At 54.4% G+C, this 19,668-nt stretch carries 17 protein-coding genes and 1 pseudogene; 11 read left to right on the top strand and 7 right to left on the bottom strand.

Translation table 11 applies throughout. The annotated features are described in order from the left end of the window. Window positions 1–30: 30 nt before the first annotated feature. Window positions 31–1,677, top strand: coding sequence for a Na+/H+ antiporter (locus IB196_RS20620; protein ID WP_040229801.1), 1,647 nt, complete (start codon window positions 31–33; stop codon window positions 1,675–1,677). 13 nt (window positions 1,678–1,690) lie between these two features. On the opposite strand, the pseudogene IB196_RS20615 reads toward IB196_RS20620, so the two are convergent. Together IB196_RS20615 and IB196_RS20610 are read right to left on the bottom strand one after the other, a co-directional pair. Further along, a pseudogene (locus IB196_RS20615) lies at window positions 1,691–1,759 on the bottom strand (hypothetical protein); the annotation flags it as partial. A gap of 2 nt (window positions 1,760–1,761) precedes the next feature. Continuing rightward, the gene (locus IB196_RS20610; protein WP_040229800.1) at window positions 1,762–2,652 is read right to left on the bottom strand and encodes a LysR family transcriptional regulator; all 891 of its coding nucleotides are present in this window, start codon (window positions 2,650–2,652) and stop codon (window positions 1,762–1,764) included. A gap of 101 nt (window positions 2,653–2,753) precedes the next feature. Here IB196_RS20610 and IB196_RS20605 point away from each other — a divergent pair, with 101 nt between their 5' ends. Together IB196_RS20605 and IB196_RS20600 are read left to right on the top strand one after the other, a co-directional pair. After that, complete coding sequence (locus tag IB196_RS20605; protein ID WP_016155367.1) at window positions 2,754–3,164, top strand: CidA/LrgA family protein; 411 nt, start codon at window positions 2,754–2,756, stop codon at window positions 3,162–3,164. Then, window positions 3,157–3,846, top strand: a complete 690-nt coding sequence (locus tag IB196_RS20600) for an LrgB family protein (protein ID WP_005132595.1) — start codon at window positions 3,157–3,159, stop codon at window positions 3,844–3,846. Before IB196_RS20605 ends, IB196_RS20600 begins: the two co-directional genes overlap by 8 nt. Window positions 3,847–3,891: 45 nt before the next feature. Here IB196_RS20600 and actP read toward each other — a convergent pair whose 3' ends face one another. From actP to acs, 3 genes are all read right to left on the bottom strand, one after another. Further along, on the bottom strand, window positions 3,892–5,541 hold the full coding sequence (actP, locus tag IB196_RS20595) for a cation/acetate symporter ActP (RefSeq protein ID WP_188232243.1): 1,650 nt from the start codon (window positions 5,539–5,541) through the stop codon (window positions 3,892–3,894). Next, window positions 5,538–5,852 carry a DUF485 domain-containing protein gene (locus IB196_RS20590; RefSeq protein ID WP_003031750.1) on the bottom strand — a complete coding sequence of 105 codons (315 nt, stop codon included), beginning with the start codon at window positions 5,850–5,852 and terminating at the stop codon, window positions 5,538–5,540. The genes actP and IB196_RS20590 overlap by 4 nt, the downstream gene beginning before the upstream one ends. Before the next feature lie 185 nt (window positions 5,853–6,037). Next, entirely contained in the window at window positions 6,038–7,996 is a 1,959-nt protein-coding gene (gene acs / locus IB196_RS20585) for an acetate--CoA ligase (protein WP_188232244.1), read from the bottom strand. Window positions 7,997–8,428: 432 nt separating this feature from the next. Between acs and nrfA the strand changes: the two genes are divergently transcribed. The 8 genes from nrfA (at window position 8,429) to gltP (ending at window position 16,611) form a co-directional block, all read left to right on the top strand. Next, window positions 8,429–9,865, top strand: coding sequence for an ammonia-forming nitrite reductase cytochrome c552 subunit (gene nrfA, locus IB196_RS20580; RefSeq protein WP_005132589.1), 1,437 nt, complete (start codon window positions 8,429–8,431; stop codon window positions 9,863–9,865). Between the two features lie 44 nt (window positions 9,866–9,909). Further along, window positions 9,910–10,476 carry a cytochrome c nitrite reductase pentaheme subunit gene (nrfB, locus tag IB196_RS20575; RefSeq protein WP_003031758.1) on the top strand — a complete coding sequence of 189 codons (567 nt, stop codon included), beginning with the start codon at window positions 9,910–9,912 and terminating at the stop codon, window positions 10,474–10,476. Continuing rightward, window positions 10,473–11,144 carry a cytochrome c nitrite reductase Fe-S protein gene (gene nrfC, locus IB196_RS20570; RefSeq protein WP_005132585.1) on the top strand — a complete coding sequence of 224 codons (672 nt, stop codon included), beginning with the start codon at window positions 10,473–10,475 and terminating at the stop codon, window positions 11,142–11,144. Before nrfB ends, nrfC begins: the two co-directional genes overlap by 4 nt. Then, a complete protein-coding gene (gene nrfD, locus IB196_RS20565; protein ID WP_040229791.1) occupies window positions 11,141–12,097 on the top strand; it encodes a cytochrome c nitrite reductase subunit NrfD in 957 nt (318 codons plus the stop codon). The genes nrfC and nrfD overlap by 4 nt, the downstream gene beginning before the upstream one ends. An 8-nt stretch (window positions 12,098–12,105) precedes the next feature. After that, entirely contained in the window at window positions 12,106–13,833 is a 1,728-nt protein-coding gene (locus IB196_RS20560) for a heme lyase CcmF/NrfE family subunit (protein WP_188232246.1), read from the top strand. 73 nt (window positions 13,834–13,906) lie between these two features. Then, window positions 13,907–14,335: a heme lyase NrfEFG subunit NrfF gene (gene nrfF / locus IB196_RS20555; protein ID WP_348936033.1), complete on the top strand. Its 429-nt coding sequence runs from the start codon at window positions 13,907–13,909 to the stop codon at window positions 14,333–14,335. After that, on the top strand, window positions 14,332–14,952 hold the full coding sequence (gene nrfG / locus IB196_RS20550; RefSeq protein ID WP_040229787.1) for a heme lyase NrfEFG subunit NrfG: 621 nt from the start codon (window positions 14,332–14,334) through the stop codon (window positions 14,950–14,952). The genes nrfF and nrfG overlap by 4 nt, the downstream gene beginning before the upstream one ends. A gap of 345 nt (window positions 14,953–15,297) precedes the next feature. Beyond that, window positions 15,298–16,611 carry a glutamate/aspartate:proton symporter GltP gene (gene gltP, locus IB196_RS20545; protein ID WP_005132574.1) on the top strand — a complete coding sequence of 438 codons (1,314 nt, stop codon included), beginning with the start codon at window positions 15,298–15,300 and terminating at the stop codon, window positions 16,609–16,611. Between the two features lie 104 nt (window positions 16,612–16,715). Here gltP and yjcO read toward each other — a convergent pair whose 3' ends face one another. Both yjcO and fdhF read right to left on the bottom strand, forming a co-directional pair. Continuing rightward, window positions 16,716–17,405, bottom strand: coding sequence for a Sel1 family TPR-like repeat protein YjcO (gene yjcO / locus IB196_RS20540; protein ID WP_005132572.1), 690 nt, complete (start codon window positions 17,403–17,405; stop codon window positions 16,716–16,718). 103 nt (window positions 17,406–17,508) lie between these two features. Continuing rightward, window positions 17,509–19,656 (bottom strand): formate dehydrogenase subunit alpha, encoded by a 2,148-nt coding sequence (gene fdhF / locus IB196_RS20535; RefSeq protein ID WP_082031702.1) that lies wholly within the window; start codon window positions 19,654–19,656, stop codon window positions 17,509–17,511. Between the last annotated feature and the right edge of the window lie 12 nt (window positions 19,657–19,668).

Here is a 19,668-nt window from a genome sequence, read left to right as displayed (position 1 = left end):
ATCATAAGAAACATCGCAAACAGGGAACGCATGGAAATCTTTTTTACCATACTCATCATGACCCTTGTGGTCTCGCTATCGGGGGTATTTACTCGCGTATTGCCCTTCCAACTCCCTTTACCCCTTATGCAGATCGCCATCGGCGCGTTGCTGGCGTGGCCGACGTTTGGTTTGCATGTGGAATTTGACCCTGAACTGTTTTTGGTTCTGTTCATCCCGCCGTTGCTGTTTGCCGATGGCTGGAAGACGCCAACGCGGGAGTTTCTGGAGCACGGACGAGAGATCTTCGGTCTGGCTCTGGCGCTCGTACTGGTTACGGTGGTCGGCATTGGTTTTATGATTTATTGGCTGGTCCCGGGGATTCCGCTGATCCCCGCTTTTGCGCTGGCCGCCGTGTTATCGCCAACCGATGCCGTTGCCCTTTCTGGCATTGTAGGTGAGGGGCGCATACCGAAGAAAATCATGGGCATCCTGCAGGGCGAAGCGTTGATGAACGATGCGTCTGGCCTGGTATCGCTGAAATTTGCCGTGGCCGTGGCAATGGGAACGATGGTGTTTACCGTTGGTGGTGCGACGGTTGAGTTCTTTAAGGTAGCGATTGGCGGCATCCTGGCGGGTTTTGTCGTCAGCTGGTTGTATGGCCGCTCTCTGCGCTTTCTTAGCCGCTGGGGCGGCGATGAGCCGGCAACGCAAATTGTTCTGCTGTTCCTGCTGCCGTTTGCTTCTTACCTGATTGCCGAACACATTGGTGTTTCCGGGATCCTCGCGGCGGTCGCAGCCGGGATGACGATAACCCGTTCAGGCGTAATGCGTCGTGCGCCATTGGCGATGCGCTTACGTGCTAACAGCACCTGGGCGATGCTGGAGTTCGTCTTTAACGGCATGGTCTTCCTGCTGTTAGGGCTGCAATTACCGGGGATTCTGGAGTCTTCTCTGGTGGCGGCAGAAGCCGATCCGAACGTTGAAACCTGGATGCTGTTTACCGATATCGTGCTGATTTATGTGGCGCTGATGCTGGTGCGTTTTGGCTGGTTGTGGACGATGAAAAAATTCAGTCTGCGCTTCCTGAAGAAAAAGCCGATGGAGTTTGGCTCCTGGACAACGCGTGAAATCCTGATCGCCTCCTTTGCGGGGGTTCGCGGGGCGATTACGCTTGCCGGTGTGCTCTCCATCCCGCTGCTGTTGCCGGATGGTAGCGGTTTCCCGGCGCGCTACGAGTTAGTATTCCTTGCCGCGGGCGTGATCCTGTTCTCGCTGTTTGTCGGTGTAGTGATGCTACCGATTCTGCTGCAACACCTGGAAGTGGCAGATCACTCGCAGCAACTGAAAGAAGAGCGGATAGCCCGCGCTGCGACGGCAGAAGTCGCGATTGTTGCTATCCAGAAAATGGAAGAGCGCCTGGCGGCGGACAGCGAAGAGAATATTGATAATCAACTGTTGACCGAGGTGAGCTCTCGTGTAATCGGTAACCTGCGCCGTCGCGTCGATGGACGTAACGATGTGGAAAGCTCATTACAGGAAGAGAACCTCGAGCGACGTTTCCGCCTGGCGGCACTGCGTTCAGAACGTGCAGAGCTTTATCACCTGCGCGCCACGCGCGAAATCAGCAATGAAACGCTGCAAAAACTGTTACACGATCTGGACTTGCTGGAAGCGTTGCTGATCGAGAACCAATAAACGGTTGTGCCGGATGCGCTACGCTTATCAGGCCTACGGAATCGAATTGTAGGCCGGATAAGGCGTTTACGCCGCATCCGGCACTTACGATTCTTGCGTTAACCAAAACCCTTCGCAGCATGTCAGCCACGCCTGGGCGCTGTGCGACAGATACACGCCTTCGCGCCAAATCATACCCAGTTGCCAGCGTAAATCACTCTCCAGCGGGATCCAGCGCAGGGTTTGCTTATCCAGGCGCTGGCAAATCGGCTCCGGTAAAATGGCGATACCGACGCCGGCTTGCACCATGGCCGCCAGAAAATCCCACTGCCCGCTGCGTACCGCGATGCGCGGCTTGACGTTGTGTTGGCTAAACAGCTCAAGCAATTGGCGGCTCAACGCGAAATCTTCGTTGTAGATCAGTAGCGGATGTTCCGCCAGCGCCTCGGGGGAAATGGATTCGCAGGTTGTCCACTGGCCCGAGCGGGGGACCAGCACGCAGAGCGGATGGCTGAAAAGCGGCAAGGTTGCCAGTCCACTCTCTTCTTCGACCGGAAGGGCCGTCATTGCGACATCTAAATCACCGCTCATGACTGCCTGTTGGACGGTTAAGCCACCAAACTCCGATATTTTAAGCTCAACGCCGGGATAACGCTGGCGAAACAGGCTGATGGGACCTGCCATCAACATACCGACCATTGGCGGGATACCGAGGCGCAATAGCCCTTTGTTCAGATGATTAATGTCGCTAAGTTCGGCTTCAAGCTGGCGAAACTCGGCCAAAATCGCCAGACCGCGCTCAAAAACAACCTGTCCGGTATCGGTCAGCAACAGCCGCCGTCCGTCGCGGATTAACAGCGTGCAGTTCAGCTCGTCTTCAAGGTTCTTCAACATTTTGCTGATGGTGGGTTGGGTGACAAAAAGCTTCTCCGCTGCGCGGGTAAAGCTCTGCTGACGCACCACTTCAACAAAATATCGCAGCGTTCTGATATCCATGATTATTCCTTAAGACTATGCCTGCAATGAGTTTAATTCATTTCAGTCCTGGACGGGGGCTCTCTATACTGGCGCTCTCTATTTTTTAAGGACATACCCTCATGGCTGTGGCGATAAGCCGCGTGACGCCTGCTGTTATTCATCGACTCCAGATCCCCGTTCAGGTTCTGTTGTACGCAGGTCTCTTTGTATTTGCTCAATATCTTGTCTCCTGGCTGCATCTGCCGCTTCCTGCCAACCTGGTCGGGATGGTGCTGATGCTGGCGTTGATTGTTTGCCGGGTTATCCCGCTGAACTGGATTCGCGCAGGTGCCCGCTGGTTACTGGCTGAAATGCTGCTGTTTTTTGTTCCGGCGGTGGTGGCCGTCGTCAACTATACGCAGCTGTTGTTGGTCGATGGCTGGCGCATATTCGCGGTAATTGCGCTAAGTACGCTGATGGTGCTCGGCGCCACGGCGTGGGTGGTCGATAAAGTGTATCGCTATGAAATGAGCAGGTTAAACCGTGAGTAATTTCCAGCTAAGCGTGCTGTGTCTGGTGATTACGCTGGGCATCTACTTTGCCAACAAGCGTCTGTATCGCCGTTTTCGCAAATTGCCGCTGATGCCGCTGGTTCTCACGCCAGCGTTACTGGTGCTGATGCTGGTGTTCGGGCATATCTCCTGGCAAAACTATATTGGTGAATCGCACTGGCTGTTGTGGCTGCTAGGCCCGGCAACCATTGCGTTTGCCGTTCCGGTCTATGACAACCTTGCGGTGATTAAGCGTCACTGGATGTCGCTGACGGCGGGCGTGGTGACGGCAACGCTGGTAGCCGTCACCAGTTCCGTGTGGCTGGCGCGTCTGTTTATGTTACCTGATGAGATCCAACGCAGTCTGGCGGTACGCTCCGTCACCACGCCGTTTGCGCTGGCGGCGGCAGAGCCGTTGGGCGGGCAGCCGGATCTGGTGGCGTTGTTCGTGGTGGTGACCGGCGTATTCGGCATGGCGGTCGGCGATGTTCTGTTTTTGCGCCTTTCCATTCGTGAAGGGATGGCGAAAGGTGCAGGGTTTGGCGCTGCATCGCACGGGGCAGGCACGGCGCGTTCTTATGAGCTCGGTCAGCAGGAGGGTGTGGTTGCCAGTCTGGTGATGATGCTTTCTGGCGTGGTGATGGTATTGGTTGCGCCGCTGGTCGCGAGAGTGATGTTTTGAGAAAGGATGCAATCCTCCGGCCCGAAGGCCGGAGGAGCAGGACGATTAGTGCGCGCGACCTTGTTCTACGCCGTACCCGGTCTGGGAACGGATGAACTGAGCACGGAACTGCTCGCGTTCGCGGTTACCTTCTTCTGAGTTATCGGTAGCAGAGAAGAACCAGATCCCGAGGAACGCAACGCTTATCGAGAACAGCGCCGGATATTCATACGGGAAAATGGCTTTTTCGTTACCGAGGATCTGGACCCAAATGGTTGGACCAAGAACCATCAGCACCACCGCCGTCAGCAGACCTAACCAGCCGCCCAACATCGCGCCACGGGTGGTCAGTTTTGACCAGTACATAGAGAGCAGGATGATCGGGAAGTTGCAGCTGGCCGCGATGGCGAACGCCAGACCCACCATGAAGGCGATGTTCTGATTTTCGAACAGCACGCCGAGCACGATGGCAATCACACCCAATATCAGTACGGTAATTTTCGAGACGCGCAGTTCTTCACGTTCGGTTGCGCCTTTACGGAACACGTTAGCGTACAGATCGTGCGACACTGCCGATGCGCCCGCCAGCGTCAGACCGGCAACCACCGCCAGAATGGTGGCAAAGGCTACTGCTGAGATGAAGCCGAGGAACAGGTTACCGCCCACCGCGTTAGCCAGATGCACTGCCGCCATGTTGTTACCGCCGATCAGCGCGCCCGCGGCGTCTTTGTACACCGGATTAGCCCCTACCAGCATGATCGCGCCAAAGCCGATAATAAAGGTCAGGATGTAGAAATAACCCATAAAACCGGTGGCATAGAACACGCTCTTACGCGCTTCGCGAGCATCGCTGACCGTGAAGAAGCGCATCAGAATATGCGGCAAACCTGCCGTACCGAACATCAATCCAAGACCTAACGATAGAGCTGAGATCGGATCTTTTACCAGACCGCCCGGGCTCATAATCGCGGAGCCTTTCGGGTGTACCGCCATTGCTTCAGTGAACAGATTGTTGAAGCTGAAGCCGACGTGCTTCATGACCATGAAAGCCATAAAGCTGGCGCCGAACAGCAGCAGTACCGCTTTGATGATTTGCACCCAGGTGGTTGCCAGCATGCCGCCGAACAGCACGTACATCATCATCAGTACGCCAACCAGCACCACGGCGATGTGATAGTTCAGACCAAACAGCAGTTCAATCAGCTTACCTGCACCGACCATCTGGGCGATCAGATACAGCGCGACCACCACCAGCGATCCGCAGGCCGACAGAATACGGATGGGACCCTGCTTCAGGCGATAAGAGGCCACGTCGGCAAAGGTGTAGCGACCGAGATTACGCAGACGTTCAGCAATCAGGAACAGAATGATCGGCCAGCCGACGAGGAAGCCGAGCGAGTAAATCAGCCCGTCATACCCGGAAGTAAATACCAGCGCGGAAATCCCGAGGAACGATGCCGCCGACATATAGTCGCCCGCAATCGCCAGCCCGTTCTGGAAACCGGTGATGTTACCGCCGGCGGTGTAGTAGTCATTACGCGAACGTACGCGCTTAGACGCCCAGTAGGTAATACCGAGCGTAAAGATGACGAAAATCAGGAACATAACAATCGCCTGCCAGTTGGTTGGCTGGCGTTGAACTGCACCACTAATAGCATCCGCCGCGTTTGCGGCGAAGGGCAGCGTGGCGGCAAGCGCCGTCAGGACTCTCTTCATGATGCTTTAACCTCGTGCAGAACCGCATTGTTCAGGCGATCGAATTCGCCGTTGGCCCGCCAGATATAGATCCCGGTCAGGATGAAGGAAATGAGGATCACACCGACCCCAATCGGAATACCCCGGGTGACGCTGGTTCCCGCGTGTAGCGGTGTACCCAGCCAGCCAGGCGCAAAGGCAATCAGTAAAATAAAGCTGATATAAACTGCCAGCATGATGATGGACAGAATGGTGGCAAACCGTTGCCGTTTTTCAACTAATTCCCTGAAACGCGCACTGTCTTCTATCCGCTGATAAATTTGGTCATTCATCACAGAGTTCTCCAGAGGTCCCCCTTCGTCTTTCGCGCAGCAGGCACGACCTGTCTGCTGTCGCAGTCCGGCAACACGAAATCCTTTGGGGAGGTTTTTATATTTCCTTCCCGGTCAGGGGAGGGGTAGGGATAGGATTTGTAAGCCCGATAAGCAGCGCGCCATCGGGCATTTCACGGTTATGATTATGATGGCATCGCGATGGCCTGCTTTTCTTCGAGCAGTTTCTCTACCACGCCAGGATCGGCGAGGGTTGAGGTATCGCCCAGATTGCTGGTATCGCCGGCCGCGATTTTACGCAGAATGCGGCGCATAATTTTGCCGGAGCGGGTTTTCGGCAGTGAGTCGGTCCAGTGCAGCACGTCCGGGGTTGCCAGCGGGCCAATTTCTTTACGTACCCAGTTGCGAACTTCGGCGTACAGCTCAGGTGACGGCTCTTCGCCGTGATTCAGCGTAACGTAGGCGTAAATGGCCTGGCCTTTAATACTATGTGGAATGCCGACCACGGCGGCTTCGGCAATCTTCGGATGTGACACCAGCGCCGATTCGATTTCAGCCGTTCCCAGACGGTGGCCGGAGACGTTCAGCACATCGTCCACACGACCGGTTATCCAGTAATAACCATCTTCATCACGGCGTGCGCCGTCGCCGCTGAAGTACATGTTCTTGAAGGTAGAGAAGTAGGTTTGCTCAAAGCGTTCGTGATCGCCAAACAGCGTTCTCGCCTGACCCGGCCAGGAGTCGGTGATCACCAGGTTGCCTTCGGTCGCGCCTTCCAGCGGATTGCCTTCGTTATCGACAATCGCAGGCTGTACGCCAAAGAATGGACGGGTGGCGGAACCGGCTTTCAGCTCGGTAGCGCCCGGCAGTGGGGTGATCATAAATCCCCCGGTTTCGGTCTGCCACCAGGTATCAACGACCGGACATTTTTCGTTGCCAATCTTCTTCCAGTACCACTCCCATGCTTCCGGGTTAATCGGCTCGCCAACGGAACCGAGGATACGCAGCGAGGAGCGGTCAGTCCCTTCAATAGCCTTATCGCCTTCGGCCATCAGGGCGCGGATGGCAGTCGGCGCGGTATACAGAATATTGACCTGGTGCTTGTCCACAACCTGCGACATACGCGCCGGGGTTGGCCAGTTTGGCACGCCTTCGAACATCAGCGTGGTGGCGCCGCAGGCCAGCGGACCGTACAGCAGGTAGCTGTGCCCGGTTACCCAACCCACGTCAGCGGTACACCAATAAATATCGCCCTGATGGTAGTCAAACACGTACTTAAAGGTCGTTGCCGCGTAAACCAGATATCCACCCGTGGTGTGCAGCACGCCTTTTGGCTTACCGGTTGAACCAGAGGTATACAGGATAAACAGCGGATCTTCCGCGTTCATTTCTGCTGGTTGATGTTCCGGGCTGGCTTTCTCGATAAGATCGGACCACCACAGGTCACGACCTTCCTGCCATTCCGTTTTTCCACCGGTACGTTTGAGGACGACCACATGTTCCACGGTCTTCACGTTCGGGTTTTTCAGCGCATCATCAACGTTCTTTTTCAGCGGGATACTGCGTCCGGCACGTACGCCTTCATCGGCGGTGATCACCAGACGTGAATTGGAATCGATAATACGTCCGGCAACGGCTTCCGGTGAGAAACCACCGAAGATGACCGAATGCACCGCGCCAATACGGGCGCAAGCCAGCATGGCGACCGCAGCTTCCGGGACCATTGGCATATAAATAGCTACGACATCGCCTTTTTTAATCCCCAAATCAAGCAGGGTATTAGCAAAACGGCAGACATCGCGATGCAGTTCGCGATAGGTAATGTTTTTACTCTGGGTTGCATCATCGCCTTCCCAGATAATGGCGGTGCGATCGCCATTTTCCCGTAGGTGGCGATCAAGGCAGTTTGCGGCCAGATTCAGCGTGCCGTCTTCGTACCATTTAATAGATACGTTGCCAGGGGCAAAAGAGGTGTTCTTTACCTGGCTGTACGGCGTGATCCAATCAAGAATTTTTCCCTGCTCGCCCCAAAATGTGTCGGGATCGGTAATGGACTGTTGGTATTTCGCTTCGTACTGCTCCGGGTTTATCAGGCAACGGTCCGCAATATTTGCGGGAATAGCGTGTTTGTGTATTTGGCTCATGGCTTTTGTTCTCCTTGTAGGATGTTAATAATATGTCGCACAAACGTTAAATGTAGGGGCTTTGAGAGTTTTGTTTAGTATTTGGGCGACAGATCACGCAATAACCGAATTGTGCAAATTAGCGACAAACTGAATTTTGAAGAAAACTAGCAAAAATTGATTAAACCTCGCGATAACATGCGGTTATATAGAGAGTTTTGAAAAGGTGATCTGTGTCGGGTATAGACAAAAGAGTGAGGGGTTCGAGGGGGTGAATAACTCTAAAGTGGTATTTTACATACACTTACAATTGATTAAAAACAACATTTCTTGTGGGGTTTCTTGTTACAAATAGGGTGGAGCAATGTCATGACAGTATTGTGTGGTTGCTGTTATGGAAAACAATAAAAGAACCGCCATTGCAGATAATGGCGACATCTGGATGAGACCCCTATGGCAAGGACAAAATCACGCGTACGCCGTTTCTTCAGCCTGATATTACCGTTTTTATTTATTACTGCCGTTCATGCTGAGCAAACCTCTGTACCCGCAAAGACCGTCACCGTTGAAGCGAAGAATGAAATCTTCGCCCCTCAGCATCCCGATCAATATCTCTCCTGGAAAGCCACGTCTGAGCAATCAGCCCGTGAAGATGCACTGGCAGAAGATCCGCGTCTGGTGATCCTGTGGGCGGGATATCCCTTCTCGCGCGATTACAACAAACCGCGCGGGCACGCGTATGCAGTGACCGATGTTCGTGAAACCTTACGTACCGGCGCACCCAAAACGGCAGAAGATGGTCCGTTGCCGATGGCCTGCTGGAGCTGTAAAAGCCCGGATGTGGCGCGTCTGATCCAGAAAGACGGTGAAGATGGCTACTTCCACGGTAAATGGGCGCGTGGCGGCCCTGAAATTGTTAACAACCTTGGCTGCGGCGATTGCCATAACACCGCGTCACCAGACTTTGCCAAAGGCAAGCCAGAACTGACGCTGTCGCGCCCTTATGCAGAACGCGCGATGGAAACTATCGGCAAACCGTTTGAGAAAGCCGGTCGCTTTGATCAGCAATCCATGGTCTGCGGCCAGTGCCACGTGGAGTACTACTTCGACGGTAAAAACAAAGCCGTTAAGTTCCCGTGGGACGACGGTATGAAAGTCGAGAATATGGAGAAATATTACGATGCTATCGCGTTCTCCGACTGGACCAACTCTCTGTCTAAAACCCCAATGCTGAAAGCGCAGCACCCGGAGTATGAAACCTGGAGCGCAGGCATTCACGGTAAGAACAACGTGACCTGTATCGATTGTCACATGCCGAAAGTGCAGAACGCAGAAGGCAAAATCTACACTGACCATAAGATTGGTAACCCGTTCGACAACTTCCCACAGACTTGCGCCAACTGCCACACCCAGGACAAAGCGTCTCTGCAAAAAGTGGTCGCCGAGCGTAAACAAGCGATTCATGACCTGAAAATCAAGGTTGAAGATCAGCTGGTACATGCCCACTTCGAAGCGAAAGCCGCATGGGATGCGGGCGCAACGGAAGCCGAAATGAAGCCGATTCTGGAAGACATTCGCCACGCGCAATGGCGCTGGGATCTGTCGATTGCTTCTCACGGTATCCATATGCACGCCCCGGAAGAAGGTCTGCGGATGCTGGGTAGTGCGATGGATAAAGCCGCTGATGCGCGTACCAAACTGGTCCGTCTGCTGGCGACCAAAGGCATCACGCATGAAATCCCGTTACCGGATATTTCTACCAAAGAGAAAGCCCAGGCGGCGATTGGTCTGAACATGCAGCAAATCAACGCTGAGAAGCAGGACTTCATCAAAACGGTGGTTCCGCAGTGGGAAGATCAGGCGCGTAAAAACGGTCTGTTAAGCCAATAACCCCATTTCGCCCCGCAAGGGGCGGATAACTCAACGGAGTGAATATGAGCGTATTACGTTCGTTATTAACTGCTGGGGTGCTGGCGTCAGGCTTGTTATGGAGCCTGAGCGGAATTACTGCCACGCCAACGCCGCAGGAGTCGGATCAACGCTGGACGGTTACCCAACAGCGTAATCCGGATGCCGCCTGTCTGGACTGTCACAAGCCGGATACCGAAGGCATGCATGGTAAGCATGCGGAAGCCATCAACCCGAATAACAAACTGCCTGTCACCTGCACCAATTGTCACGGCCAGCCGTCACCGAACCACCGCGAAGGGGTGAAAGATGTGATGCGCTTTAATGAGCCGATGTACAACGTGGAGCAGCAGAACAGTGTCTGTATGTCCTGTCACCTGCCTGAGCAGTTGCAAAAAGCGTTCTGGCCGCACGATGTCCACGTAACCAAAGTGGCGTGCGCCAGCTGTCACTCACTGCATCCGAAGCAAGACACGATGCAGACGCTAAGCGATAAAGGACGGATCAAGATTTGCGTCGATTGCCACAGCGATCAACGTAACAATCCGAACTTTAACCCAGCGTCGGTTCCGTTGCTTAAGGAGCATCCATGAGTTGCTCTCGTCGCCAGTTTATCACCGGCGTCGGCGCGCTGGTGGCAGTGAGCGGGACGGCGGGGCGCGTTGTGGCGAAGACGCTGAACATCAACGGTGTGCGTTACGGTATGGTTCATGATGAGTCTTTATGCATTGGCTGTACGGCCTGTATGGATGCTTGTCGGGAAGTTAACAACGTGCCGGAAGGCGTATCGCGTCTGACGATTATTCGCAGCGAGCCGCAAGGGACATTTCCTGATGTGAAGTATCGCTTCTTCCGTCACTCGTGCCAGCATTGTGACCATGCTCCCTGCGTTGACGTCTGCCCGACGGGGGCATCGTATCGCGATGCCGCCAACGGCATTGTGGATGTAAACCCGGATCTGTGCGTTGGCTGCCAGTATTGCATCGCCGCGTGTCCTTATCGTGTACGCTTTATCCATCCGGTGAGCAAAACGGCGGATAAATGCGATTTCTGCCGGAAAACCAACCTGAAAGCGGGCAAACAGCCTGCCTGCGTTGAGTCATGTCCGACGAAGGCGCTGACGTTTGGTAATCTGGATGATCCCAACAGCGATATCTCCCGCTTGTTGCAGCAGAAAACCACCTACCGTTACAAGCTGGCGTTGGGCACAAAACCGAAGGTCTACCGCGTTCCCTTTAAATTTGGGGAGGTGAGCCAATGACATCCGCTTCTGCATTTCATTTCGAATCACTGGTATGGGACTGGCCCATTGCCATCTATCTGTTCCTGATTGGTATTTCTGCCGGACTGGTCACGCTGGCAATTCTGCTACGTCGTTTCCATCCGGAGGCGGGCGGTTCAGACAGCACGCTGCTGCGCACCACGCTGGTGTTAGGGCCGGGGGCGATTATCTTCGGTTTGCTGATTCTGGTGTTCCACCTGACGCGTCCATGGACCTTCTGGAAACTGATGTTCCACTACAGCTTCACGTCGGTGATGTCGATGGGGGTCATGCTGTTCCAGTTGTACATGGTAGTGTTGGTGCTGTGGCTGGCAAAAATCTTTGAAAAAGAGGTGATTGCCCTGCAACAGCGCTTCGTGCCGCGACTGACGATAGTGTCAAAACTCCTGACGCTAATCACGCCGTTCCATCGCGCATTGGAGACGCTGATGCTGGTGCTGGCAGTCCTGCTCGGGGCGTATACCGGGTTCCTGCTGTCGGCGCTGAAATCCTACCCGTTCCTGAATAACCCGATCCTGCCGGTGCTGTTCCTGTTCTCCGGGATCTCTTCCGGTGCGGCGGTGGCGCTGATCACCATGGCGTTACGTCATCGTAGCAATCCGCACAGTACGGAAGCGCACTTTGTGCATCGCATGGAAGTCCCGGTGGTATGGCTGGAGATCTTCCTGCTGGCGGCGTTTTTCGTCGGTCTGGCGCTGGGCGATGACGGCAAAATGCGCGCGCTGGCGGCGGCACTGGGCGGCGGATTCTGGACCTGGTGGTTCTGGCTGGGCGTTGCCGGGCTTGGGCTGATACTGCCGATGCTGCTAAAACCCTGGGCCAACCGCAGTTCGACGTTTCATGGCGTGCTGGCAGTGTGCGGCGCCAGCCTGACCGGCGTACTGCTGCTGCGCTTTTTTATTCTCTATGCGGGTCAGCTAACCGTTGCGTAAGGTGATATCTGGACGTTCTCCTTCCTGAAGCCGGTTTTCTGGCACTGTTATTAAGCCTCGGGGTCAACGTGTTGACCCCGCTTGCCGTGTTGGTGGGTGTCCGCCAGCGCTGGCAGGGCGTGATGCGCCTGGCAAGCGTGGGCGTGTGGATGCAATTTGCCCTGCTGCTGCTGGCCTTTGCCATTCTGGTATTCTGCTTTCTGACCAGCGACTTTTCGGTGGTCTACGTTGCTCAGCACAGCTACAGTCTGCTGCCGTGGGGATTAAAACTGGCGGCAGTATGGGGCGGTCATGAAGGATCGCTGCTGCTGTGGGTGCTGTTTCTTTCCGGCTGGAGCGCGCTGTTCGCTTTTCGCTATCGGCGTGATTCCGACGCGCTGTTTCCGCTGACGCTCAGCGTCCTTTCAATGATAACGGCCCTGCTGCTGCTGTTTGTGGTGGTATGGTCCGATCCGTTTGTGCGCATCTTCCCGCCAGCCATTGAAGGGCGTGACCTTAATCCGATGCTGCAACATCTCGGGTTAATCCTCCATCCGCCGCTGTTGTACCTGGGTTACGGGGGGTTAATGGTGGCGGCAGGCGTGGCGCTGGCCTCGCTGCTGCGCGGTGACTTTAACGCACAAAGCGCCTGGGTGTGCTGGCGCTGGGCTTTACCCGGCTGGTGTGCGTTGACGCTGGGCATTATCCTTGGTTCCTGGTGGGCGTACTGCGAGCTGGGTTGGGGCGGCTGGTGGTTCTGGGATCCGGTAGAAAACGCTTCCTTATTACCCTGGCTTTCCGCCAGCGCGCTGCTGCATAGCTTGTACATCACGCGCCAGCGCGGGATCTTCCGTCACTGGTCGCTGCTGCTGGCGATCGTCACGCTGATTTTATCGCTGCTGGGGACGTTGATTGTGCGTTCCGGCATTCTCGTTTCGGTACATGCCTTCGCGCTGGATAACGTCCGCGCCGCGCCGCTGTTTGCGCTGTTTACCGTGTTGAGCCTGGCGTCGCTCGGGCTGTATGCCTGGCGCGGGCAGAATATCCGTCAACGTGCGCGTTTTGGCGGCTGGTCGCGCGAGATGCTGATTCTGGTTGCGCTACTGCTTTTTTGCGCGGTGCTGCTGATTGTGCTGATTGGCACGCTCTACCCGATGATTTACGGGCTGTTCGGCTGGGGGCGGCTTTCCGTGGGCGCACCGTACTTTAACCGCGCTACGCTGCCCTTTGGCCTACTGATGCTGCTGGTTATTGTGCTGGCAATGGTCAGAAGCCGCAAAGTGTCTTTCCGCATCCAACTTCCGGCACTGCTGGCGCATGCCGGAGTGCTGGTGTTTGCGGCGGGGATCGTCTTTTCCAGCGGTAGCCGTCAGGAGATAAGCCTGAACCTGAGCCCTGGGCAGCAGGTGGAACTGGCAGGCTACGTTTTCCGTTTTGAGCGTCTGGACCTGGAAGCAAAAGGTAACTACACCAGTGAAAAAGCGCAGATCACACTGTGGCAGGATGAGAAACGCATTGGCAGCCTGCAGCCAGAAAGGCGCTTCTATGCCGCGCGCCGTCAACAGATGATGGAGCCGGGGATCCGCTGGAATCTGTTACATGACTGGTACGCGGTGATGGGCGAAAAAACCGGAGCGGACCGTTATGCCATGCGCTTGTACGTGCAGACCGGCGTGCGCTGGATTTGGGGGGGAGGACTGCTGATGGTATTTGGCGCGCTGCTCAGCGGCTGGCGGGGAAGGAAGCGTGATGCGTAAATCAATCACAGCGTTGCCGGATGGCGGTGTAAATGCCTTATCCGGCCTACAAGGTGCGCAAACCGTAGGCCGGATAAGCGCAGCGCCATCCGGCAGAAAGTTTTTACTCTTAACGATCGTCTTGTTTTTCATCACGTTCTCTACGCATGCCCAGGTTGTGGATACATGGACGTTTGCCAACCCGCAACAGCAGGAGAAAGCGCTGTCTATTGCCAGCCAGCTGCGGTGTCCACAGTGCCAAAACCAAAACTTACTGGAATCCAATGCGCCAGTGGCGGTCAGTATGCGTCATCAGGTTTACAGCATGGTTGAAGAGGGGAAAAACGAAGCAGAGATCACCGCCTGGATGACCGCGCGTTACGGTGATTTTGTGCGTTATAACCCCCCACTGAATGAGCAAACACTGCTGCTATGGGCGCTACCGTGCGTGTTATTGCTACTGGTGGGCGTGGCGATTTGGCGAGTGAGAGCGCGCCAGCGTACCGAGGAGGATGAGCGATGAGTCAGTCTGAACGCGGCGTGGTACCGTTTCGTCCGATGCCGGTGAAACGGCTGGTTGCCGCGGTTGCGATGATGGTGATTGCCTGCATCGGCGGTTATCTGTTAACACCAAAATGGCAGGCTGTCCGTCAGGAGCAAGCACGACTGGCCGACCCATTACACGCGTTCTCTGATGAAAATATTCAGGAAAAACAGCTGCTGTCTTTGCAGTCGCAGATTCGTACCACTCCACAGGACGGTGTGTTATGGGCGCAACTAGGGGAATATTATCTTTGGCAAAACGCGTATCACAATGCACTGCTGGCCTATGAGCAGGCGTTGCGTTTTCGGGGGGAAAACGCCGAAATCTATTCGGCGTTGGCGACGGTATTGTATTACCAGGCCGGGCAGCATATGACACCGCAAACGCGCGAAATGATCGATAAATCCCTGGCGCTGGACGGTAACGAAGTCACCGCGCTGATGCTGTTGGCTTCCGATGCGTTTATGCAGGCTGATTACGTACAGGCGATTTCAGTGTGGCAAAAAGTAATGGATTTAAACTCGCCGAGGGTGAATCGTGCGCAGTTGATCGACTCCATTAATATGGCGAAATTGTTGCAGAATCGGCAAAAATAAATTTGTTTTTTTTGTGATTTGCATCATTTTGCCTGTTTAAAAAACAGGCAGTTGAACAAGTGGGCAAAAAAAACTCATGGAAGAACTTCTTCATTTTTTATCAAATAAAAATTCTTTTATAACAAAAAGTTATTCATGATTACCGATATAAACTCGTGTTTTTATGCATAATTTCAGCTAAACCCCCTGTTCTGAAAGGCTTGCGCGAGATAGCGTGCAAATGATAATGATAATAAGCGTTAAAAAACTCTATAAACGAACGCAACACAAATCATACCCTTTCAGTATGTACTGTTCTCGCATTTTTATATGCGGAATAGCGCTCCATCGAGGAAGTCCGTTGTTATGAAAAATTTGAAAGTCAGCCTGGCATGGCAGATCCTCATCGCCATGGTGCTGGGCATTTTGCTGGGGAGTTACCTGCATTACCATAGTGACAGCCGCGAATGGCTGGTGTTAAACCTGTTACAACCGGCGGGTGATATCTTTATCCACCTGATTAAAATGATCGTCGTGCCCATTGTGATTTCCACGCTGGTTGTCGGTATCGCCGGGGTGGGGGATGCAAAACAGCTGGGCCGTATTGGCGCCAAAACCATTATCTATTTCGAAGTGATCACCACCGTGGCGATTATCCTCGGTATTACGCTGGCGAACGTATTCCAGCCAGGTACCGGCGTTGATATGTCGCAACTGGCAACCGTGGATATTTCGAAATATCAAAGCACAACGGCAGAGGTGCAGAGTCATGCACATGGCCTGATGGGCACAATTTTGTCACTGGTGCCGACCAACATCGTTGCGTCGATGGCGAAAGGTGACATGCTGCCGATTATCTTCTTCTCGGTGTTGTTCGGTTTAGGTCTGTCGTCCCTGCCTGCCACGCACCGTGAACCGCTGGTTACCGTGTTCCGCTCTATTTCAGAAACCATGTTTAAAGTGACCCACATGGTTATGCGCTACGCGCCGGTCGGTGTCTTTGCGCTGATCGCCGTCACGGTCGCGAACTTTGGTTTCGCCTCCTTGTGGCCGCTGGCGAAGCTGGTGCTGTTGGTGCATTTTGCCATCCTGTTCTTTGCACTGGTGGTGCTGGGTATCGTGGCGCGTGTCTGTGGTCTGAGTATCTGGATCTTAATCCGTATCCTGAAAGATGAGCTGATTCTGGCGTATTCAACCGCCAGTTCTGAGAGCGTACTGCCGCGTATTATTGAGAAAATGGAAGCCTACGGCGCACCGGCATCAATCACCAGCTTTGTGGTACCGACCGGTTACTCATTCAACCTGGATGGTTCAACGCTGTACCAGAGTATTGCGGCTATCTTTATTGCCCAGTTGTACGGTATTGACCTGTCATTGTGGCAGGAAATCGTGCTGGTACTGACGCTGATGGTAACCTCGAAAGGGATTGCGGGCGTGCCAGGCGTCTCCTTCGTCGTACTGCTGGCTACGCTTGGCAGCGTCGGGATCCCGCTGGAAGGTCTGGCGTTTATCGCCGGTGTTGACCGTATCCTCGACATGGCGCGTACTGCGCTGAACGTGGTGGGTAACGCGCTGGCGGTACTGGTAATCGCCAAGTGGGAACACAAGTTTGACCGCAAGAAAGCGCTGGCTTATGAGCGCGACGTGCTGGGCAAATTTGATAAGACCGCCAATCAGTAATTAATGAAAGATTGCCGGATGGCGCTACGCTTATCCGGCCTACGGGAAGCTGTGATCTGTAGGCCGGATAAGGCGCTAGCGCCGCCATCCGGCACTACAAACCATTACCCGTTTGTTAACTTATCAAACTCTTCACAGCCGGTATCGAACCCTTCTGTACAGCTCAGATTCAGCCAGTGCAGCGCCTTCTGTTTATTCTTTTCAATAAAACCCTGCTCACCGTTTAAGAACATCATCCCAGCCCAGTATTCGGAATACCCGGTGCGAGAAATGGCCGAGCTGCGCTTGAAATACCATGTGGCCTTTTCATCGTCGGCAGGAATACCCACGCCATTGGCGTAGATCAGTCCGAGCAGCATTTGCGCATCGACAGTGGAGTCGTTTTCCAGATTTTCCGAGGCGTTTTGCAGCAATCTAATCGCTTTGGGGTAATCTGTGCGTCCAGCCTGCGTGTTCACCAGAATTCTCGCCAGCGTAATTTCCCCCGCCTTACTGCCTGCCTCGGTCGCTTTTTCGGCCAGCGTTTTGGCTTGTGGATAATCCAGACTGACCGGGTTGGTTATCTTAATTTGCGCCAGTAAGGCCCAGGCATCCGCATCACCGTTGTCGGCTGCTTTTTGCGCCCAGTACTCGGCTTTGCTCAAATCGCCTGAACTAAACCAGGTATCGGCGAGAAAGTATTGTGCGCGTCGGTCTCCTGCCTCAGCGGCCTGTAAGTACTGGCTTCCTGGCTCAGTATCACTGGCATGGGCAAAGAATGTCATCAAGAACATCAATGCAATGAGTTGTTTCATTTTGAGTTTTATTTAGGGTACGGAATGAACAGTATAAAGAGATCGTATGGATAAAAAAACAGCCTCCGGGCGGAGGCTGTTGCAGAACAGGTACGAAAATGGACTAACCCATCGCGCTTTCGCGCAGGCTGGCTTTCAGCTTGGTGTACTCATCAATCACATACTGTTCGGCGGCGCGCTGATCGGCAATGCGTTCAACGTTAACGGCACAGTACTTGTACTCCGGCGTTTTGGTAATCGGGCTTAAGTTCTCGGTTACCAGTTCATTACATGCGCCAATCCACCACTGGTAGGTCATGTAAATTGCGCCTTTGTTTGGACGATCGCTGACTGCCGCACGGGTAATGACCCGACCTTTACGCGAGTTCACCCACACCAGCTCTTCATCCTGGATACCCAGGCGTTCTGCGTCGGCGGTGTTGATCTGGGCATAGCCCGGTTCATCCGCCAGCGCGGCCAACGCCGCACAGTTACCGGTCATCGAACGGCAAGAGTAGTGGCCGACTTCACGCACCGTAGACAGTACCATTGGGTACTCTGGGGTGAGTTTGTCGATTGGCGCTACCCAGTCGCAGGTGAAGAACTGCGCCAGGCCGTTCGGGGTGTCGAACTTCTCTTTGAAAAGGTAAGACGTACCCTGGTCGGCTTCTGAGGTGTCGCGGCAAGGCCATTGGATATAACCCAGTTCACCCATCTTCTCGTAAGTGGCACCGTAGAAATCCGGGCACAGATGACGCAACTCGTCCCAGATTTCCTGGGTGTTGTTGTAGTGCATCGGATAGCCCATACGGGTGGCGATTTCACTGATAATCTGCCAGTCCGTTTTCAGATCCCACTTCGGCTCAACGGCTTTAAAGAAGCGCTGGAAGCCACGGTCAGCCGCGGAGAAGACGCCTTCATGCTCGCCCCATGACGTAGACGGTAAAATAACGTCTGCGGCAGCGGCGGTTTTGGTCATGAAGATATCCTGCACGATGACCAGTTCCAGATCCTCAAAGCCTTTGCGCACTGCGGAGAGTTCAGCGTCGGTCTGTAATGGATCTTCACCCATAATGTAGGCCGCACGAACTTCGCCATGGGCCGCACGGTGCGGCAGCTCGCTGATGCGATAGCCGGTATGTGCAGGCAGGCTTTCCACGCCCCAGGCTTTGGCGAATTTCTCGCGGTTAGCCGGATCTTTCACGTACTGATAGCCCGGATAGGTATCCGGCAGCGCGCCCATATCACATGCGCCCTGAACGTTGTTCTGGCCACGAACCGGGTTAACACCGACGCTTGGCTTACCGAGGTTACCGGTCAGCATTGCGAGGCTGGTCAGTGAACGCACGGTTTCCACGCCCTGATAAAACTGGGTAACACCCATGCCCCACAGGATGGCCGCGCTTTTCGCCGAAGCATACATACGTGCAGCCTGACGGATATCCTGCGCGCTAACGCCAGTAATATCTTCGACGGACTCCGGCGTGTAGCCTTCGACAATTTTGCTGTACTCTTCGAAGCCTTCCGTACGCGAGGCGACGAACGCCTGGTCGTACAGTTTTTCTTCGATGATGACGTGACCCATAGCGTTAAGCAGCGCGATATTCGAGCCGTTTTTCAACGCGATGTGCATGTCGGCAATACGCGCGGTTTCAATTTTGCGCGGATCGCAGACGATGATTTTCGCCCCGTTACGTTTAGCGTTAATCACGTGATTCGCCACGATAGGGTGGGAATCCGCCGGGTTATACCCGAAGATGAACACTAAATCTGTGTTATCAATTTCATTGATAGCATTACTCATTGCGCCGTTACCGACCGATTGGTGCAGACCTGCAACCGATGGGCCGTGTCAGACGCGAGCGCAGCAGTCGACGTTATTGGTACCAATAACGGCGCGCGCGAATTTTTGCATTACATAGTTGGTTTCGTTACCCGTACCGCGAGATGAACCGGTCGTCTGAATGGCGTCCGGGCCATACTTCGCTTTGATGGCGCTCAGACGAGTGGCGACGTAATCAAGCGCTTCATCCCAGGAAACGGATTCCAGTTTGCCGCCACGCTGGCGACGGATCATGGGGGTTTTCAGGCGAGGGGTCAGGATCTGGGTATCATTGATAAAATCCCAGCCATAGTAGCCCTTCAGACACAGGGTACCCTGGTTGGTTTTCCCCTGCGCCGCTTCAGCCCGGACGATTTTGCCGTTATCGACCACCAGGTTGATTTTGCAACCTGATGCGCAATATGGGCAAACCGTGACGACTTTTTTCATCGGTCTCGCTCC

Source organism: Citrobacter sp. C6_1 (genome assembly GCF_014596835.2).
Taxonomy (GTDB): Bacteria; Pseudomonadota; Gammaproteobacteria; order Enterobacterales; family Enterobacteriaceae; genus Citrobacter; species Citrobacter pasteurii.
Note: the sequence above shows the minus strand (reverse complement) of the source record. Positions and strands in the feature narration are given on the sequence as shown.